We start from the raw sequence: 16,200 nt of genomic DNA on the forward strand, positions 1-16,200 counted from the left end.
TCCGGGTGTATGTTTCCGCCCCGATATTGCTGTTTCTCTCCGATATTGAAGCGGTTTACCGGGCGGCTTCCGCAGTAACTTTGCCCACAGAAGTAGAAAGATCCGCTTGCCGGCCATCATAGCAAGGCCGTCTGAAAACGTTTTTGATGCGGTTTTCAGACGGCCTTTTTTCTCAATGTTTCCTCAACGTTTGAGGATATAGCGGCGCACAGCGGCGTTGTGTTCGTCAAGCGTGCGGCTGAACTGGCTTTTGCCGGTACTGTCCATTCTGGAAACGAAATACAGATAGTCGGCATTGGCCGGGTGGGCGGCGGCTTCCAGCGCGGCGCGGCCGGGCAGGGCGATGGGGGTGGGCGGCAGGCCGGCGCGGGTGTAGGTGTTGTACGGGGTGTCGCGGCGCAGGTCGGCTTTGCGGATCCGTCCCTGATAGCTGCTGCCCATGCCGTAAATCACGGTCGGGTCGGTTTGCAGGCGCATACCGATTTTGAGGCGGTTGGCGAAAACGGCCGAGACCAGACGGCGGTCGTCGGGGTGGGCGGTTTCTTTTTCAATGATGCTGGCCATAATCAGCAGCTCGTAGGGCGTTTGATAGGGCAGGCCGCTTTGGCGGTCGTCCCAGGCTTCTTTGAGGTTGCGTTGCAGTTTGCGGTAGGCCAGACGGTATACCTGCAAATCGCTCGCGCCGGTGTCGATTTCGTAGCTGTCGGGGGCAAACAGGCCTTCGGGGTGCTGGCTGCCGGTTTGCGGATCGACGGCGGCCAGCAGTTTTTCATCGGACCAGCCGAGCGTATCGTGGCGCAGGTCGGCGGTTTCGTCGATGATGCGGCGCATTTGGGCAAAACGCATACCCTCGATAATGCGCACGGTAACGGTATCGGGGCGGCCGGATTTCAGACGGCGGAGAATATCCCAGCTCGAAACTTCTGGCGGCAGACGGTAATTGCCGCTGCGCAGGCGGTTTTGAATACCCGTCAGGTATGCGCCCGCTACCAGCACATAGCGGCTGTAAACCGCATCCTGCTCTGCCAGCTGGCGGCTCACACCCGATATGCCTTGCCCTTTTTCCACTTTCAGGCGCACGGCCTGACCGTTATTTTTGGGCAGGAACAGCAGCAGCGCGAATAGCGCGGCGGCAGTCAGTATCAGGATCAGAAACAGGGAAAACAGTTTTTTCATGCGGCAGGGTTCGCGGCTATAATCGAGGCCGCAGTATAAAAGCAGCCCCGAGCTTTTGCCAGTCTTTTACACGGCCGTTTCAGGCCGTCTGAAAACGGGTGGGCGGCAGCGGGGCAGTATGAAAGGCAACAGATGGATCAATGGCAAAACGGCCGCTGGTCGGGCGCGCGGCAGGCGGTATCGCCCAACTGCGAACCGCGTCCAGCAGGGGAAACGGTGGATTTGGTAGTGCTGCACAATATTTCGCTGCCGCCGTTCGAATACGGTACGGGTGCGGTGGAGCAGCTGTTTACCAATTGTCTCGATGCGGCGGCGCACCCGTTTTTCGGCGCGGTGGCCGATTTGCGCGTTTCCAGCCATTTTTTGATTGCGCGCACGGGGGAAACCGTCCAGTTCGTTTCCTGCGACGATATAGCGTATCACGCGGGCGTGTCGCAGTTTGAGGGGCGGGAAAAATGCAACCGCTTTTCAGTCGGCATCGAACTGGAAGGCTGCGATTTCGAACCGTTTGAAGCAGCACAGTATGCCGCATTGACGCGTCTGCTCGATGCCCTGATGTGCCGGTATCCGATCCGCGCGCTGACCGGCCATCAGGACATTGCCCCCGGCCGCAAAAGCGACCCCGGTCATTTTTTCGACTGGCACCGGCTGTCTGCCTATCCGGTCAAGCGTTAAAGCGGGCGGCAGGCTGCCAGTGCGGCCAAATTTGGTTATAATCGCCCTGAAACAATAATTACCGACAACGACACACGGACTTTCTATGGATAATAACGTACTGCTGATTGTGGTTCTGTGCCTGGCAGTGATTTTGGCTGTGATGGCTTTCAATATGTATCAAGAGCACCAATACCGCAAAAAAATGCGCGAGCAGTTCGGCCATTCCGACCAAGACGCGCTTTTGGGCAGTAAAACCGAGTCGGTGCGCGACGGCAAAAAACACGGCAAACAGAATGAACCGCTGAAAGTGCGCCGCGAACATGATCTGTCGCAAAGCGAACCGGTTGCTGCCGTCCCGCTGCGCCAAGAGCCGCCGGTGCCGTCTGAAACCGCAGCTGCGGCGCAGGTGTCTCAGGAGCAGGTGCCCGCTGCGGCCGGTCTGTTCGATATGCCAAGCACGGCCGGTGATGCCGCCCCTGCCGAAGCGGTGCTGCAAACGGCAAGCGAAGCGGCCGAAGCGGCATTTACTTTTGAAACCGTACCCGCGCCCGTGCATTCGCAAACCGTCAAACGCGGCAAGCAGAAACTGCTGCTGGATTTGGACGATATGGCCAAGCAGGAGCTGCCGTGGTTCGACCCGCGTTTCGACTATCTGGCCTACGTTTCTTTAAGCGAACCGCAGGAATTGCACGCACTGCCGCGCCTTTCCGGCCGCCACCGTTTCCAAATCGCAGGCTGCACCATGGACAACCGCTGGCAGATTGCCGAACCGATTCCCAGCGTGTACTACCAAGGTTTCATTATCGGTTTGCAGGCCGTATCGCGCAGCGGTTTGGCCGCGACACAAGATTTGGAAAACTTCGGCGCGCAGGCCAATGCCTTTGCCGAAAAACTCGATGCGGGGCTGAGTCTGACCGATGTGGCGGCGTTTCTCGACATCGCGCGCCCGCTGGACGAAGTCTGCGCCCGCGTCGACCAGACCATCGCCATTCATCTGGTGTCGCGCACCGATGTCAGCGGAACCGAATTGCGCGCTTCTTTGGAACGTCTCGGCTTCGAGCTGGGGCATGACGGCGCGTTCCACCTGCCCAATGAGCAGGGCGAGCCGCTGTTCAGCGTGGTTTCCATCGACAACAGTGCGTTTACCGCCGGTCTGCTGGCCAGTCAGGCGTACCGCGGTTTCAGTATGCTCTTCGATATTCCGCATGTGCCGGCCGGCGAGAAAACCTTCAACCGCTTTATGGACTTGGCCGTGCGCCTGTCGAGCGAACTGGGCTTGGATCTGGTCAACGATAAATTGGAAGAATTGTCTACCGAGTGGCTGAAAGACGTGCGCCGCTATGTTCTGGCGCGTCAGGATGAAATGCAGAAAATCGGCGTTTCCCCGGGCGGGGAGCTGGCCAAACGCCTGTTCTCCTGACACAACGCCGCACATCACGGGCGCAGGCGGACGGCCGCGCCCGTTTTTTATGCTGTTTTTCCGTCTGCCCCGTTGGGTTCGGCGGCCGAATTTTACGGCCGATACCGAACCGCTGCCCGAACCGGCCGGTGCAGACGGCTGCCCGAATTTGACTATCCTGTTTTCAGACGGCCTGTTCAGTCCGGAAGGCCGTCTGAAAACGCCACCCATTGATTATCCGCCATGAACCCGAACGAACGAATCCGCGAATTGACCGAACGGCTCAACCGTTACGCCTACGAATACCACACGCTCGACGCGCCCACGATTTCCGATGCCGAATACGACCGGCTTTACCGCGAACTGGAAGCGCTCGAAGCCGCACACCCGCAACTGAAACTGCCCGACAGTCCCACCCTGCGCGTAGGCGGCGCGCCGTTAGACGGTTTCGAGAGCGTGCGCCACGAAGTGCCGATGCTGTCGCTGTCCAATGCCTTTTCGCCGCAGGATGCAGACGGCGTGTTCAACCATGCCGAGATGCTGGCATTTGACGAGCGCGTGCGCGGCGGTTTGGACGGCAGGCAGCCCGAATATGTGATTGAACCGAAATTCGACGGGCTGGCCGTCAGCCTGCTGTATGGAAACGGCGTTTTGCTGCGCGCGGCCACGCGCGGCGACGGTGCAGTGGGCGAAGATGTCACGCTGAACGTGAAAACCATTGCGGGCGTGCCGCTGCGGCTGTACGGTGCGGAGATACCCGATATGATCGAAGTGCGCGGCGAAGTGCTGATGCTCAAAGCCGATTTCGCGGCATTGAACCAACGTCAGGAGGCGGCCGGGCAAAAGCTGTTTGCCAATCCGCGCAACGCTGCCGCAGGCAGCCTGCGCCAATTGGATTCGCGCATCACGGCGCAACGCAAACTGCACTTTTTCGCCTACGGCATCGCGCGCCAAGAGGGCGGCTTGGCCGCGCAAGAGCATATTCAAGAATTGGCTTATTTGCGTGAGTTGGGATTCAGCCTGCCGTACGGCCATTTCGGCTGTTTTAAAAATATCGGCGAAGTTTTGGATTTTTATGAACAAATGCTGCAAAAACGCCCCGAACTGCCGTATGAAATCGACGGTATGGTGGTGAAAGTGAACCGTCTGGCCGAGCAGCGCGAGTTGGGCTTTATTTCGCGCGCGCCGCGTTGGGCGGTGGCGCACAAATTCCCTGCCGAAGAAGCCTTAACCGTGGTGGAAGCGATTGACGTGCAGGTGGGGCGTACCGGCGCGGTAACGCCTGTTGCCCGCCTGCAACCCGTGTTTGTCGGCGGCGTAACCGTAACCAATGCCACGCTGCACAACGAGGGCGAGGCGCAGCGCAAAGATGTGCGCGTGGGCGATACGGTGGTGGTACGCCGTGCGGGCGACGTGATTCCCGAAGTGGTGCGCGTGGTGTTGGAACGCCGCCCGATGCGTGAGACCGCCGCAAATGTTTCAGACGGCATTCAGGGCGATATGTTTGCCGCTTTGGCCGAAAGGCCGTCTGAATCGGAACAGGCTGCCGAACCCGTTTACCCGCGCTACCGCCTGCCCGAACACTGCCCGATTTGCGGCAGCCGCATCGAGCGCGAAGAGGGCGAAGCAGTGGCGCGCTGCAGCGGCGGTATGCTGTGCCGCGCCCAGCGCGCGCAGGGACTGATTCATTTTGCCTCACGCAAAGCGATGGACATCGAAGGCTTGGGGCAGCGGCAGATTGAACTCTTGGTGGCGCAGGATTTGGTAACCCGCTTTGCCGATTTGTACCGTCTCGATATTCCGACCCTGCAACAGATGAAAGAGCAGGCCGATCAGGCGGGAAAAACGGACGAAACGGCAGACGGCGCGTTTTCAGACGGCCTCAAAGCGGCAAAAAAACAGCCGCCCGTGAAATGGGCGCAAAATATTCTGGCAGGGATTGAAGCGAGCAAACAGCCCGAATTGGCGCGTTTTCTGTTTGCGCTGGGCATACGCCATGTCGGCGAGCGCACCGCCAAATCGCTGGCGCAGGCATTCGGCACGCTGGACAGAGTGCGCCGCGCGCCCGAACCGCTGCTGGCCTGCCTGCCCGACATCGGCAGTGTGGTGGCGCAGTCTGTGGCCGGTTTTTTTGCCCAAAGCGCGCAGCAGGAGATGATAGACGGCCTGCTCGCCGCCGGTGTGGTGCCGCAGGAGCAGCCCGTTACCCTGCCGCTTGCCCGCTATGCCGAACCCGCCAAATGGCTGGCCCGCCTGCCGGATTTCAAAATCAGCGAAAAGCGCGCGGCCGCCTTGTGGGAATTGGCCGGACAGAGCATCGCCGGATTGTTGGCAGATAACGCGCTGGCGGCCGAATGGCAGCAGTGGCGCAGCCTGCCGCACAACCGCCGCCTGCTGCTGGATATAGAGGCCTTTTTACGGGAAATGCCGTCTGAAAACGCCGCCCTGCCCGAAAATACCGGCATGTGTGCCGCTGCGGGCAAAACCTTTGTGCTGACCGGCACGCTGCCCACGCTCAAACGCGATGAAGCGCAGGCCATGATTGAAGCGGCGGGCGGCAGGGTGTCCGGCAGCGTATCGAAAAAAACCGACTATGTCGTGGCGGGCGAAGCGGCGGGGAGCAAGCTGGAAAAAGCGCAGGCTTTGGGCGTGGCCGTGCTGGACGAGGCGCAGCTGAAAATACTGCTGGCAGAGGCCGTCTGAAAAGACCGTTTCCCCGAGTAAACACAATTGAGAATATTTTTCTTTTTATCCCCCAGGCGGATACAATACAGGATTTCCAAAGGAGCCGTCCGATATGATCAAACCGATTCAAAAAGCCGTTTTTCCCGTTGCCGGTATGGGTACGCGCTTTCTGCCCGCCACCAAAGCCAGCCCGAAAGAGATGCTGCCGGTGGTCGATAAACCGCTGATTCAGTATGCTGTAGAGGAAGCTGTGGCCGCGGGCTGCACCGAAATGGTGTTCGTTACCGGGCGCAACAAGCGCAGCATCGAAGACCATTTCGACAAAGCCTACGAGCTGGAAACCGAGCTGGAACAGCGCAATAAAGAGAAATTATTGGCGCATGTGCGCGATATTCTGCCTGCGGGCATTACCTGCCTGTATATCCGCCAGGCCGAAGCCTTGGGCTTGGGTCATGCCGTTTTGTGCGCCCGTGCCGCCGTGGGCGACAATCCGTTTGCCGTCATTCTGGCCGACGATTTAATCGATGCCCCGCAGGGCGCGCTCAAACAGATGGTGGATATTTACCACCAAACGGGCAACAGCATTTTGGGCGTGGAAACCGTCGATCCGTCGCAAACCGGCTCCTACGGCATCGTGGAAGTCGAAAACCTGAAAAGCTACCGGCGCATCATCAATATTGTCGAGAAACCCAAGCCCGAAGAAGCCCCGTCGAATCTGGCCGTAGTCGGCCGCTATATTCTCACGCCGCGCATTTTCGACCTGCTGAAAGACCTGCCGCGCGGTGCGGGCAACGAAATCCAGCTGACCGACGGCATCGCCCGCCTGCTCGACCACGAATTTGTACTGGCACACGCCTTCGACGGCACACGCTACGACTGCGGCAGCAAACTGGGCTATCTCGAAGCCACCGTGGCCTACGGCCTGAAACACCCCGAAACCGGCGCGGCTTTCCGCGAACTGTTGCAGCAATATATCCGCTGAACCGCTTTGGGCTGAAAAACATTCCGGCATTTCGGCCCGTCATATATCAGGCCGTCTGAAAACACCGCGCAGGCCGTTTTCAGACGGCCTTTTTTGCCGCAGGCAGGTTTACAGCGCGGCGGAAATTTGGTAATAAATCGGTAACTTACCCGTCATAAAATCAACCGCAGGTCAATTGAAGCAGGAAAGAGAGGCAAAAAATGAACCATATTTACCGAACCGTATTCAACCGGGCAACGCAAACTTGGACGGCTGTGGCCGAATACGCCCGCGCGGGCGGCAAGGGCGGCATCGCCCCCCCCCCCCGGCTGAAACTGACGGCTCTGCTGCTGATGCTGGCCGGTTCGGGCAGTGTGTTTGCCGATGAGACGGTACCGCCTGATGCGGCGGTGGTGCATACCGTAGACAGCGTTCAAATCAAGCACACCGATCCTGCCAAAAGCATCACTTTATCGGCAGACGGCCTGGATAATGCCGATAACCGCATCAGACGGCTTGCCGCAGGCGAGCAGGCAACCGATGCCGTCAACCTCGCCCAGCTCCAAGCGGTAGAAGCCAAAGCCGACCGTACCGGTTATGTCCATGTCAATACCGGCGATGCCAATCAGGCAGAGGGCAACGAACAGACCAACGAAGGCACCATCGATGCCAAAGGCGGCGCACGCGCATTGGGCGCAGTCGCGGCCGGAAGCGGCGAAGGCCTACGGCAAATACGGTATTTCTATCGGCGAGGCAAGCGTGGTGGCGACAGGGGCAGAGGAAGTGCTGCTGCTGCGGCAGATCTGGCAAACACGCCATTGCCATCGGCTATAAGGCCAATGCGTATAACGTATCCAACTCGTCGCCCGACCTGCCCAATGCCGCAGCGGGTATTGCCATCGGTGCGAATGCGGTTGCCTCGCAAAATGCCGTACATATCGGCAATGTAACCAATACACGGGCAATCCAGCTCAGGAAATGGCAGTACAACAACCGGCGCGGTTCGACCACTGTCGGAGCCGAATCGATAATGGTGCTGTATCTGGCAAGTATTTCGGCAGCGGCAGCAAAATTACCGCCGGAGAAGCCGAAGTGGGCAGTTTCGAGATCTTCGGCAGAAGAATTCCCGGTGTGCGTACGCAGGGAACGGCCAGCACGGTGGTCGGCGCATACAATACGGTGATTGCTAACAATAAGGATAAAGAGTGGGACGGCGTGGCCAACCATATTTCCGGTGCGGCCAATAAAATTACCGACAGTAACGGCGCGCTGATTGTCGGATCGGGCAACCAGATCAACAATGCCTATCGGGACGAGCAGTTTACGATGGGAGATGCTTCGGCCATCGTGGCGGGTAATCTTGATGTTTTGCGCGGCAAAGAACTGGGCTCGGTCGGCATTATCGGCGGCGGCAATCTGGCCGAAAACGTTATCCGCTCCCAAGTCATCGGTGTGGGCAATACGCTGAGAGGCAGCGATGCGGCCGGCCGCATCGAGCGCAACGCGGTAACCGGCTATAAAAATACCGTTACCGATGTGAACAATACCTTTACCGCAGGCAGTGAAAATACGGTCAACAACACCAATGACCTCGTTTTAATGGGCAACGACAATAAGCTCAATCAGATTACCGGCGCGCAGATTCTGGGCAGCAATACCGCCGTTTCAGACGGCCTGAGCAATATCACGGCCATCGGTAAAGCCGCAGCAGTCAGCCAGAGCAACAGCATCGCCCTCGGTGCGGGTTCAACCGCAACCCGTGAGGCCACAGCCGTCAGCCAAGCTACGGTAAACGGCATTACTTATGGCGGTTTTGCCGGACAGGGCAAGGCGGAGTCGGGCGTGCTGGCCGTCGGTAAAGCGGGCGGCGAGCGGCAGATTATCCATGTGGCCGCCGGCGAAATTTCCAAAACGTCCACCGATGCCGTCAACGGCAGCCAGCTGTATCTGGTGGCGGAAAAACTGGCGGCAGAAATCAAAAAAGGAGCGGGCGGCAGCGGAGGCGGTGCGGCCAGTGTGGTGGCACCGGGTTCGGGCATAGCCGTCAGCTCCGACACGCAAAACGGGACCACAACCTACACTGTATCGGCCAAAACCGACGGCACGACTGTCAAAGTTGATGACAAGGGCAATATTGCAGCTGTTACCGGCGAATTGACTGCCAATTCAGACGGCAAAGTCAACACACCTGTCGCTCCGAATGCCTTGGCAACGGCCGGCGATGTGGCGAAAGCCATCAACAACTCAGGTTGGAACTTGGCAGCGGACGGCAAAGACGGCAAAGAGCTGATTAACCCGTCCGACACCGTAACCTTTAAGGCAGGCGACAACCTGACTGTCAGCCGTACAGGCAGCGAAATCACTTATGCCACCAAGCGTGATGTGAACTTCGACAGCGTAACTTTCGGCAACAACGGCCCGAAAATCAGCAACGACGGCGGTCATATTAAAGTGGGCAGTACTAATGGTCAGCCGGTTAAGATTACCAATGTCCAAGCCGGTACGGCAGACAACGATGCGGTCAATGTCAGCCAGCTGAAAGCGGCTGTTGCGGCAGCCAAAACCGGAGTCAAAGCAGGTAAGAACGTAACCGTCCGAGAAGAGAACGGTGTTTACACCATCAATGCTTGGGATACCACTGCGACAGGTTCCGAAGCGGTTACTGTTACACCTACCATCAATAATGAAGAGAAAACTCGTTCTTATGCAATTGATTTGTCTTCTACAACCAAAGCAGATATCAAAAAAGGCGTGGATGCCAAAGATAAGGTGGATAACCAAGGCATCACATTTGTCGGCGACAGTGGCGGCAATGTAACCCGAAAATTGGGCGAAACCGTCAATGTCAAAGGTAATGCCGCAGATGCCGCCGGCCTGACCGACGGCAATATCGGCGTGGTAGCCAACGGTACCGATACCCTGACCGTGAAACTGAATAAAGATGTGAACCTGACCGATTCAGGATCGTTGGCCGTGGGCGGCAGCAAGCTGACCAATAACCGCTTGACCGTAGGCGGCAACCATCCTGTCAGCATAGACGGCGATAAAGGCACCATCGGCGGTTTGACCAATAAAACCTTTGATCCGAACAATTTCACATCAGGCCAGGCCGCGACCGAAGACCAGTTGAAAGCAGTTTACGATGCGGCCAGCCGGGCAGGCGGAGGCGGTTGGCATATTCAAGCCAACGGTGATGCTGCCGATTTTGTCGCACCGGGCAGTACCGTGCAGTTTTTGGACGGTAAAAACATCGCCATTACCCGTAACGGCAGCCATATTACGGTGGCCACCAAAGACGATGTTTCATTCAACAGTGTTACCGCCAAAAATATCCATGCGGATACGGGCAAAATCGGTTCGGTTACCCTCAATGCAGACGGCATTACTGTCGGCGGCGGTGCCAACCCCGTGAGTTTGACGGGAAGCGGTCTGAACAACGGCGGCAACCGCATCACCAATGTGGCGGCGGGTGTGGCGGATACCGATGCGGTGAATGTCGGCCAGCTCAGACAGCTGGGCGGCGATATAAACCGTGTGGCGAAGAAAGCCTATGCCGGGGTGGCCGGGGCGATGGCGCAAAGTGCCATTCCCCAGGTTACCCGTGCGGGAGCGAACGGTGTGGGCATCGGCGGCGGTTATTACGGCGGCCGCTCTGCGGTGGCTGTCGGTATGTCGTCGATGAGCGACAGCGGCAATTGGATTGTCAAAGGTACGGTATCGGCCAACAGCAGCGGCCGTATCGGTGCCAGCACGGGTGCGCTGTATCAGTGGTAAGCCGTTGCCGGTCAGGCAGAAGCAGGGCGGTTGCCCTGCTTTTATTGTTCTGGGCATGGCTGACGATACGGCAGCATCGGCGGCAAAAAAAGTCCGCGCCGAAGTACTGTCGGCCGAAATGTCCGGTTATTTGGCCGACCTGCGTCCCGCCACCCAAGGCCGTGCCGCTTTTAAAAAATATGCCGATGCACGTTGCCGCATATCGGCGGTTTGGGTTAGTGCACAGTCATATTCAGACGGCTTGCGGAGGCGGGGTTTACAAATCTGATATTTTCTTAATATAATGATAACAATTATCATTTTTTAAGAAAAGTAAATGATCCGTATGGTGAAATTGATTGCATTCGCGCTGATGGCCGTTTTACCGTTTTGCGACCGTTTGTCTGCTGCGCCGCTGCCGCAGGGCAGGGCAGCCCGTCTGCCCGAAGTGGTGGTTTACGGCCGGCCGACGGTTGCGCTCTCTTCGGTCAGAACCGTCGGGAAGGGCGAAATCGGACGGCTGGCGGGGGAGAACGGCAATGTGTCCGATTATCTGCGCGGCCACCCGAATATCCGTTACGAAGAAAGCGACCGCGACGGTTTCAGGCAGGGCGAAATCCGGCCCGAGGCTGTCTTAATCAACGGCGCGCCGTCGGATCAGACGGCCTATCTGGTCGATAATGTCAATGTGAACAATGATTTGACTGTTGATGGCGAGCTGTTTGACGGTTCGGTTCAGGTGGTGCCGGGCATCAGCCACCGGCAGGGCTATTTTTTTGATGCCAATCTGCTGTCGGGCGTGGCGGTGCACGATAAAAATATTTCCGCCGCTTTGGGCGGTTTCGGCGGCGGTGCGGTGGTGGCGAAAACCAAACGTTACGGCGGGCGCGACCGGTGGGATATGCGCTACCGCACTACGCGTTCGGCATGGACGGAATTTTATGCCGACAGTACGGCGGCATCTCTGCTGAAACGTGCCGTACCGGTGGGCAGTGAGGCGGTGTTCCAGCCCGAGTTCCGCAAACAGACATTCGGCATCGGTGTGGAAAAGCGTTTGGGCGAGAACATCGGTTTGGCGGCGGGTTTCAGCCGTCGGACGTCGGATATTGCGCAGCACCGCATCACGGGCAGCAACGGCCGGTCGGATAGGCAGAAACACACCCGCCGGTCGGACAATGCGCTGGTCAATCTCGATTGGGCGGCAGCAGATCGCCACAGGATAGAGCTCGGCCTGCGTTATTCGGATTACCGTGAGGGTAAATTTTACGCCGGGAATCTCAATAACAATCTGACCGATTCGCAGACGGCCTACGGTGCCACGCTGGCTTCGATCTATACTTCTGATTCGGGTGTCCTGACTCATACGCTGGCTTACGATGTGTTCCGCAACGGGCGGCGGTCGAATGCGGCAACGGCGGAAATCGTCAATGTGCTGAATGAAGATGACGATTCGGTTTGGGATTATGAAAAAGGCGGCTACGGCAACAGCCGTCTGAAACAGAAGAATATCCACTACTCTTTCGACTACGCGCCCAATCCGTTCCGCACCGGTGTGTGGGAACATGCCGTTTCGCTGGGCGGGCTGTACCAGCACACGGATTACGCTTTCCGGCGCGATCAAGATGTCTATTCCCTGTACCGCAGCGAATATCTCGACGGTTCGCCGACTTTTGAAATGCCGAAACAGCTTTTTGCCCGACAGGGCAGTGTCAAGACGCATTACGGAAATGCCGCGCTGTATCTGGAAGACTTGATCCGTGCCGGAAAATGGGAGTGGCGGCCGGGATTGCGTCTGGAACGCGATGATTATCTGAAAAACACCAATATCGCCCCCCGCTTTACCGTGCGTTACAGCCCGTTTGAGCAGACCCGTCTGACATTCGGCCGGAACCGTTATTACGGCCGATCGTTTTCGGCTCTGAAACTTTCGGACGAAATCCTCAAATTAAACGGCAGTCCCGACGAACGTTACGGGGGATTGGGCCGTCTGAACAGCCCGTATACCGATGAGACGACTTTCGGCGTGGCACAGGCCGTCGGCGGCTGGCGTGTCGCGGCAAATTATATCCGCCGCCAAAACCGGCAGAGTATCGGTCTGGTCAAAGAGCAGGTCGGCGAGAAACCGAACGGAGATCCGCTGCTGCGTCAATATTATCGGAACCGGCCGTCATACGGCAGCCGGATTTATACGCTGGAAATCAGGCGGGCCGAACCTTGGCGGTGGGGCATGGCGGAGTGGAGCGCCGGCTTGGCCTTGGATTGGCTGGATATGCAGAACATACGCGCCGCCGATGCGGATACGCCGGTTTATTTGGACGGAAAATTGACAACAAAAGGCCGCATGGCGGCCAAAGCCAACAGCGGCAGGGAAAACTGGACGGCGCGTTTGGCTCTGGACATGGCACTTCCCGCCTACGGTCTGACGTGGACAAACCGGCTGTATGCCAAAGCACCGGTCAGACAGTATGAAAAACGGCCTGACGGCATCAACCGGTTGGACGCTTATGACAGCTATGATTACGGACGGCATATGCAGTGGGACAGCAGCCTGCGCTGGCAGCCGGCCTTATCCGGCGGCCACCGGCCGTACATCAAACTGGACTTGGTCAATGTGCTGAACCGCAAGCGTCAAATCCGTACCTACCGTGCCGTTGCGGGCGAATACGGTATTTATACCCCGGGCAGACAGTTCTGGCTCGAATTGGGCTACGCATTTTAATGCAGGCGGGAGGCCGTCTGAAAACCGCATGGCGGCCGTATCATGCAGCCGCCGTGTTTGGCAGGCGGCATTCCGGTGGTAAAAAAAGCAAAACCCTCTTGCAGTCAAGAGGGTTAATCCGTATGGTGGTGCCCAGGAGAAGACTCGAACTTCCACACCCGTGAGGATACTAGCACCTGAAGCTAGCGCGTCTACCAATTCCGCCACCTGGGCTTTGCGTTAATCTCTGCTTTGCGGTACAGTGTCAGCCGTTGCAGAAGTCGGGTATTATATATCTTAACGAATGAATGTCAATTATTAAAATGCAAAAAAAATCTAAATCATTAAGTTTGCGCGAAAAAGACCCTTTTTTGGCGCGTGAGCGTACCCGTTACGAAACGCCGCTGCCCAGCCGCGAATGGGTTATCGAGCTGTTGGAGCGTGAGGGCGTGCCGGTGGCCGTGTCCGATTTGGCGGAGAAACTGTCCATCGGCAGCGGGGAGTACGAATTTTTCGAACGCCGTCTGAAAGCGATGGCGCGCGACGGACAGATTCTGATTAACCGCCGAGGAGCGGTGTGTGCGGCCGATAAGCTGGAATTGGTCAAATGCCGTGTGGAGGCGCATAAAGACGGCTTCGGTTTTGCCGTGCCGGTAAACAAACAGCCCAAGCAGGGCGATTTTGTACTGTACGAGCGGCAGATGCGCGGCCTGATGCACGGCGATATTGTTACTGTCCGCCCTGCGGGAACCGACCGGCGCGGCCGCCGCGAAGGGCAGGTGTTGGACGTGATCGAACGGGCGCAGACCGATGTGGTCGGCCGTTTCTATGTCGAACGCGGTGTGGCGATTCTGTTGCCGGAAGACAAGCGGCTCACGCAGGCGGTTTTACTCGAACCCGAATCGGTGGCTGCATTCAAGCCGAAAAGCGGGCAGGTGGTTTCGGCACAGATTGAAAGTTACCCGCAGGGGCATCAGCCTGCGGTGGCCAAATTGACCGATGTGTTGGGCGATTATGCCGACAGCGGCATGGAAATCGAAATTGCTGTGCGCAAACACCGTCTGCCGCACGAATTCAGCCCGCCCGCACAAAAAGCGGCGGCGAAAATCCCCGATAAAGTGCGTGCTGCCGACCGCAAGGGGCGCGAGGATTTGCGCGGTTTGCCGCTGGTTACCATCGACGGCGAAACCGCGCGCGATTTTGATGATGCGGTGTATGCCGAAAAAGTGGGGCGTAATTTCCGTCTGGTGGTGGCGATTGCCGATGTCAGCCATTATGTGCGTCCGGGCGAGCCTTTGGATGTGGACGCTTACGAACGCGCCACCAGCGTCTATTTCCCGCGCCGCGTGATTCCGATGCTGCCGGAAAATCTGTCCAACGGCATCTGTTCGCTCAATCCCGATGTCGAACGCCTGTGCATGGTGTGCGATATGACGGTAACTTATGCGGGCAATATCAAGGAATACCGCTTTTATCCCGCCGTGATGCGCTCGCACGCGCGCCTGACCTACAACCAAGTCTGGCAATGGCTCTCCGAAGGCGGCGATTATCCGCATAAAACCCAACTTGAAACGCTCTACCGCCTGTATCAGATTTTGCAGAAAAAACGGACGCAGCGCGGTGCCATGGCATTTGAAAGTACGGAAACCCAAATGCTGTTCGACGATCAGGGCAAAATCGAGCGGATTGTGCCGGTGGTGCGCAATGATGCGCATAAACTGATTGAAGAATGTATGCTGGCGGCCAATGTTTGTGCGGCGGATTTCCTGCTCAAACATAAGCACCCCGCGCTGTTCCGCAACCACATGGGGCCGAACGAAGAAAAACTGGCCACCCTGCGCCAACAGCTCGGCCTGCTGGGTTTGAGCTTGGGCGGCGGCGACAAGCCCGCGCCGAAAGATTACGCGCTTTTGGCCGAACAGGTGGCCGGGCGCAGTGACCGCGCTCTGATTCAGACCATGCTGCTGCGTTCGATGCAGCAGGCCGTGTATGAAAAAGACAATCAGGGGCATTTCGGTTTGGCGTACGGACACTACGCCCATTTTACGTCGCCGATCCGCCGTTATCCCGATTTGATGGTACACCGCGCCATCAAGGCAGTCTTAAACGGTACTGTATACGATCCGCAGCACGGTTGGGCGGAAAGCGGCGTACACGCTTCGTCTGCCGAGCGGCGTGCCGATGAAGCTTCGCGCGATGTGGAAAACTGGCTGAAAACCTACTATATGCAGGACAAAGTCGGCGAGATTTTTGAAGGAACGGTATCGGGCATGGCCAATTTCGGCCTGTTTGTCACGCTCGACAATATCCATATTGAAGGTTTGGTACACATCAGCGGGCTGGGCGAGGACTATTTCAACTACCGTCCCGATACACTGACCATCGAGGGCGAGCGCAGCGGCGTGCGCTTTGCGATGGGCGATAAGGTGGTGGTTCAAGTGGCGCGTGCCGATTTGGATACCAGTAAAATCGATTTGGCACTCGTTACCGGCGGGCAGAAAGGGCGGAAAAACCGCCACGCCGCCAATCAGGGCAGCCCGGGCGGCCGCCGCAGGCCTGCGGCCGCAAGTGCCGTACGGCAGGAAAAAACGGCCGCTGCGGAAACGTTGCCGCCGGTGCAGGTGCCGGCCGCTGTTCAGACGGCCAAAACCAAGGGTAAACAGAAGGCCAAAGACGGCCGCAAATCGTTGAAAATGGTAAACGGCAAAATCATGCTGGTGGCCAAAGACAGCGGAAAAAACGAATCGGACAAGCCTGCCAAGGCGAAGAAAAACAAAGACAAGAAGGCGCGCAAGCGCAAGAAGTAAGCCGCCTGTCCCCGCAACGGAAACGGTGCGGGGATTTTTTTGCCGATATGGATATGGTGTTTTC

At 57.7% G+C, this 16,200-nt stretch carries 10 protein-coding genes and 1 tRNA gene; 9 read left to right on the forward strand and 2 right to left on the reverse strand.

What is annotated here, in order from left to right:
* Positions 1 to 183: 183 nt before the first annotated feature.
* On the reverse strand, positions 184 to 1,176 hold the full coding sequence (mltG, locus tag ORY85_RS01405; RefSeq protein WP_274572639.1) for an endolytic transglycosylase MltG: 993 nt from the start codon (positions 1,174 to 1,176) through the stop codon (positions 184 to 186).
* Between the two features lie 132 nt (positions 1,177 to 1,308).
* Here mltG and ampD point away from each other — a divergent pair, with 132 nt between their 5' ends.
* The 8 genes from ampD to ORY85_RS01450 all read left to right on the forward strand — a co-directional run bounded on the left by ampD (position 1,309) and on the right by ORY85_RS01450 (position 13,350).
* Positions 1,309 to 1,851: a 1,6-anhydro-N-acetylmuramyl-L-alanine amidase AmpD gene (gene ampD / locus ORY85_RS01410; RefSeq protein WP_274572640.1), complete on the forward strand. Its 543-nt coding sequence runs from the start codon at positions 1,309 to 1,311 to the stop codon at positions 1,849 to 1,851.
* An 85-nt stretch (positions 1,852 to 1,936) separates the two neighbouring features.
* On the forward strand, positions 1,937 to 3,253 hold the full coding sequence (locus ORY85_RS01415; protein WP_274572641.1) for a cell division protein ZipA C-terminal FtsZ-binding domain-containing protein: 1,317 nt from the start codon (positions 1,937 to 1,939) through the stop codon (positions 3,251 to 3,253).
* Between the two features lie 49 nt (positions 3,254 to 3,302).
* A complete protein-coding gene (locus tag ORY85_RS01420) occupies positions 3,303 to 3,479 on the forward strand; it encodes a hypothetical protein (protein ID WP_274572642.1) in 177 nt (58 codons plus the stop codon).
* Complete coding sequence (gene ligA, locus ORY85_RS01425) at positions 3,476 to 5,935, forward strand: NAD-dependent DNA ligase LigA (RefSeq protein ID WP_274572643.1); 2,460 nt, start codon at positions 3,476 to 3,478, stop codon at positions 5,933 to 5,935. Before ORY85_RS01420 ends, ligA begins: the two co-directional genes overlap by 4 nt.
* Before the next feature lie 97 nt (positions 5,936 to 6,032).
* Positions 6,033 to 6,899 (forward strand): UTP--glucose-1-phosphate uridylyltransferase GalU, encoded by an 867-nt coding sequence (gene galU / locus ORY85_RS01430; protein WP_274572648.1) that lies wholly within the window; start codon positions 6,033 to 6,035, stop codon positions 6,897 to 6,899.
* A 200-nt stretch (positions 6,900 to 7,099) separates the two neighbouring features.
* Positions 7,100 to 7,828: an ESPR-type extended signal peptide-containing protein gene (locus ORY85_RS01435; protein ID WP_338578190.1), complete on the forward strand. Its 729-nt coding sequence runs from the start codon at positions 7,100 to 7,102 to the stop codon at positions 7,826 to 7,828.
* Positions 7,829 to 7,856: 28 nt separating this feature from the next.
* Positions 7,857 to 10,652 carry a YadA-like family protein gene (locus tag ORY85_RS01440; RefSeq protein WP_338578192.1) on the forward strand — a complete coding sequence of 932 codons (2,796 nt, stop codon included), beginning with the start codon at positions 7,857 to 7,859 and terminating at the stop codon, positions 10,650 to 10,652.
* A 325-nt stretch (positions 10,653 to 10,977) separates the two neighbouring features.
* Entirely contained in the window at positions 10,978 to 13,350 is a 2,373-nt protein-coding gene (locus tag ORY85_RS01450) for a TonB-dependent receptor (protein WP_338578194.1), read from the forward strand.
* 126 nt (positions 13,351 to 13,476) lie between these two features.
* Here ORY85_RS01450 and ORY85_RS01455 read toward each other — a convergent pair.
* Positions 13,477 to 13,563: transfer RNA gene (locus tag ORY85_RS01455), tRNA-Leu, on the reverse strand.
* Positions 13,564 to 13,637: 74 nt separating this feature from the next.
* Between ORY85_RS01455 and rnr the strand changes: the two genes are divergently transcribed.
* Positions 13,638 to 16,136, forward strand: coding sequence for a ribonuclease R (gene rnr / locus ORY85_RS01460; protein WP_274572393.1), 2,499 nt, complete (start codon positions 13,638 to 13,640; stop codon positions 16,134 to 16,136).
* The last annotated feature ends 64 nt before the right edge of the window (positions 16,137 to 16,200 follow it).

The organism is Neisseria leonii, from assembly GCF_028776105.2.
Classification (GTDB): Bacteria; Pseudomonadota; Gammaproteobacteria; order Burkholderiales; family Neisseriaceae; genus Neisseria; species Neisseria leonii.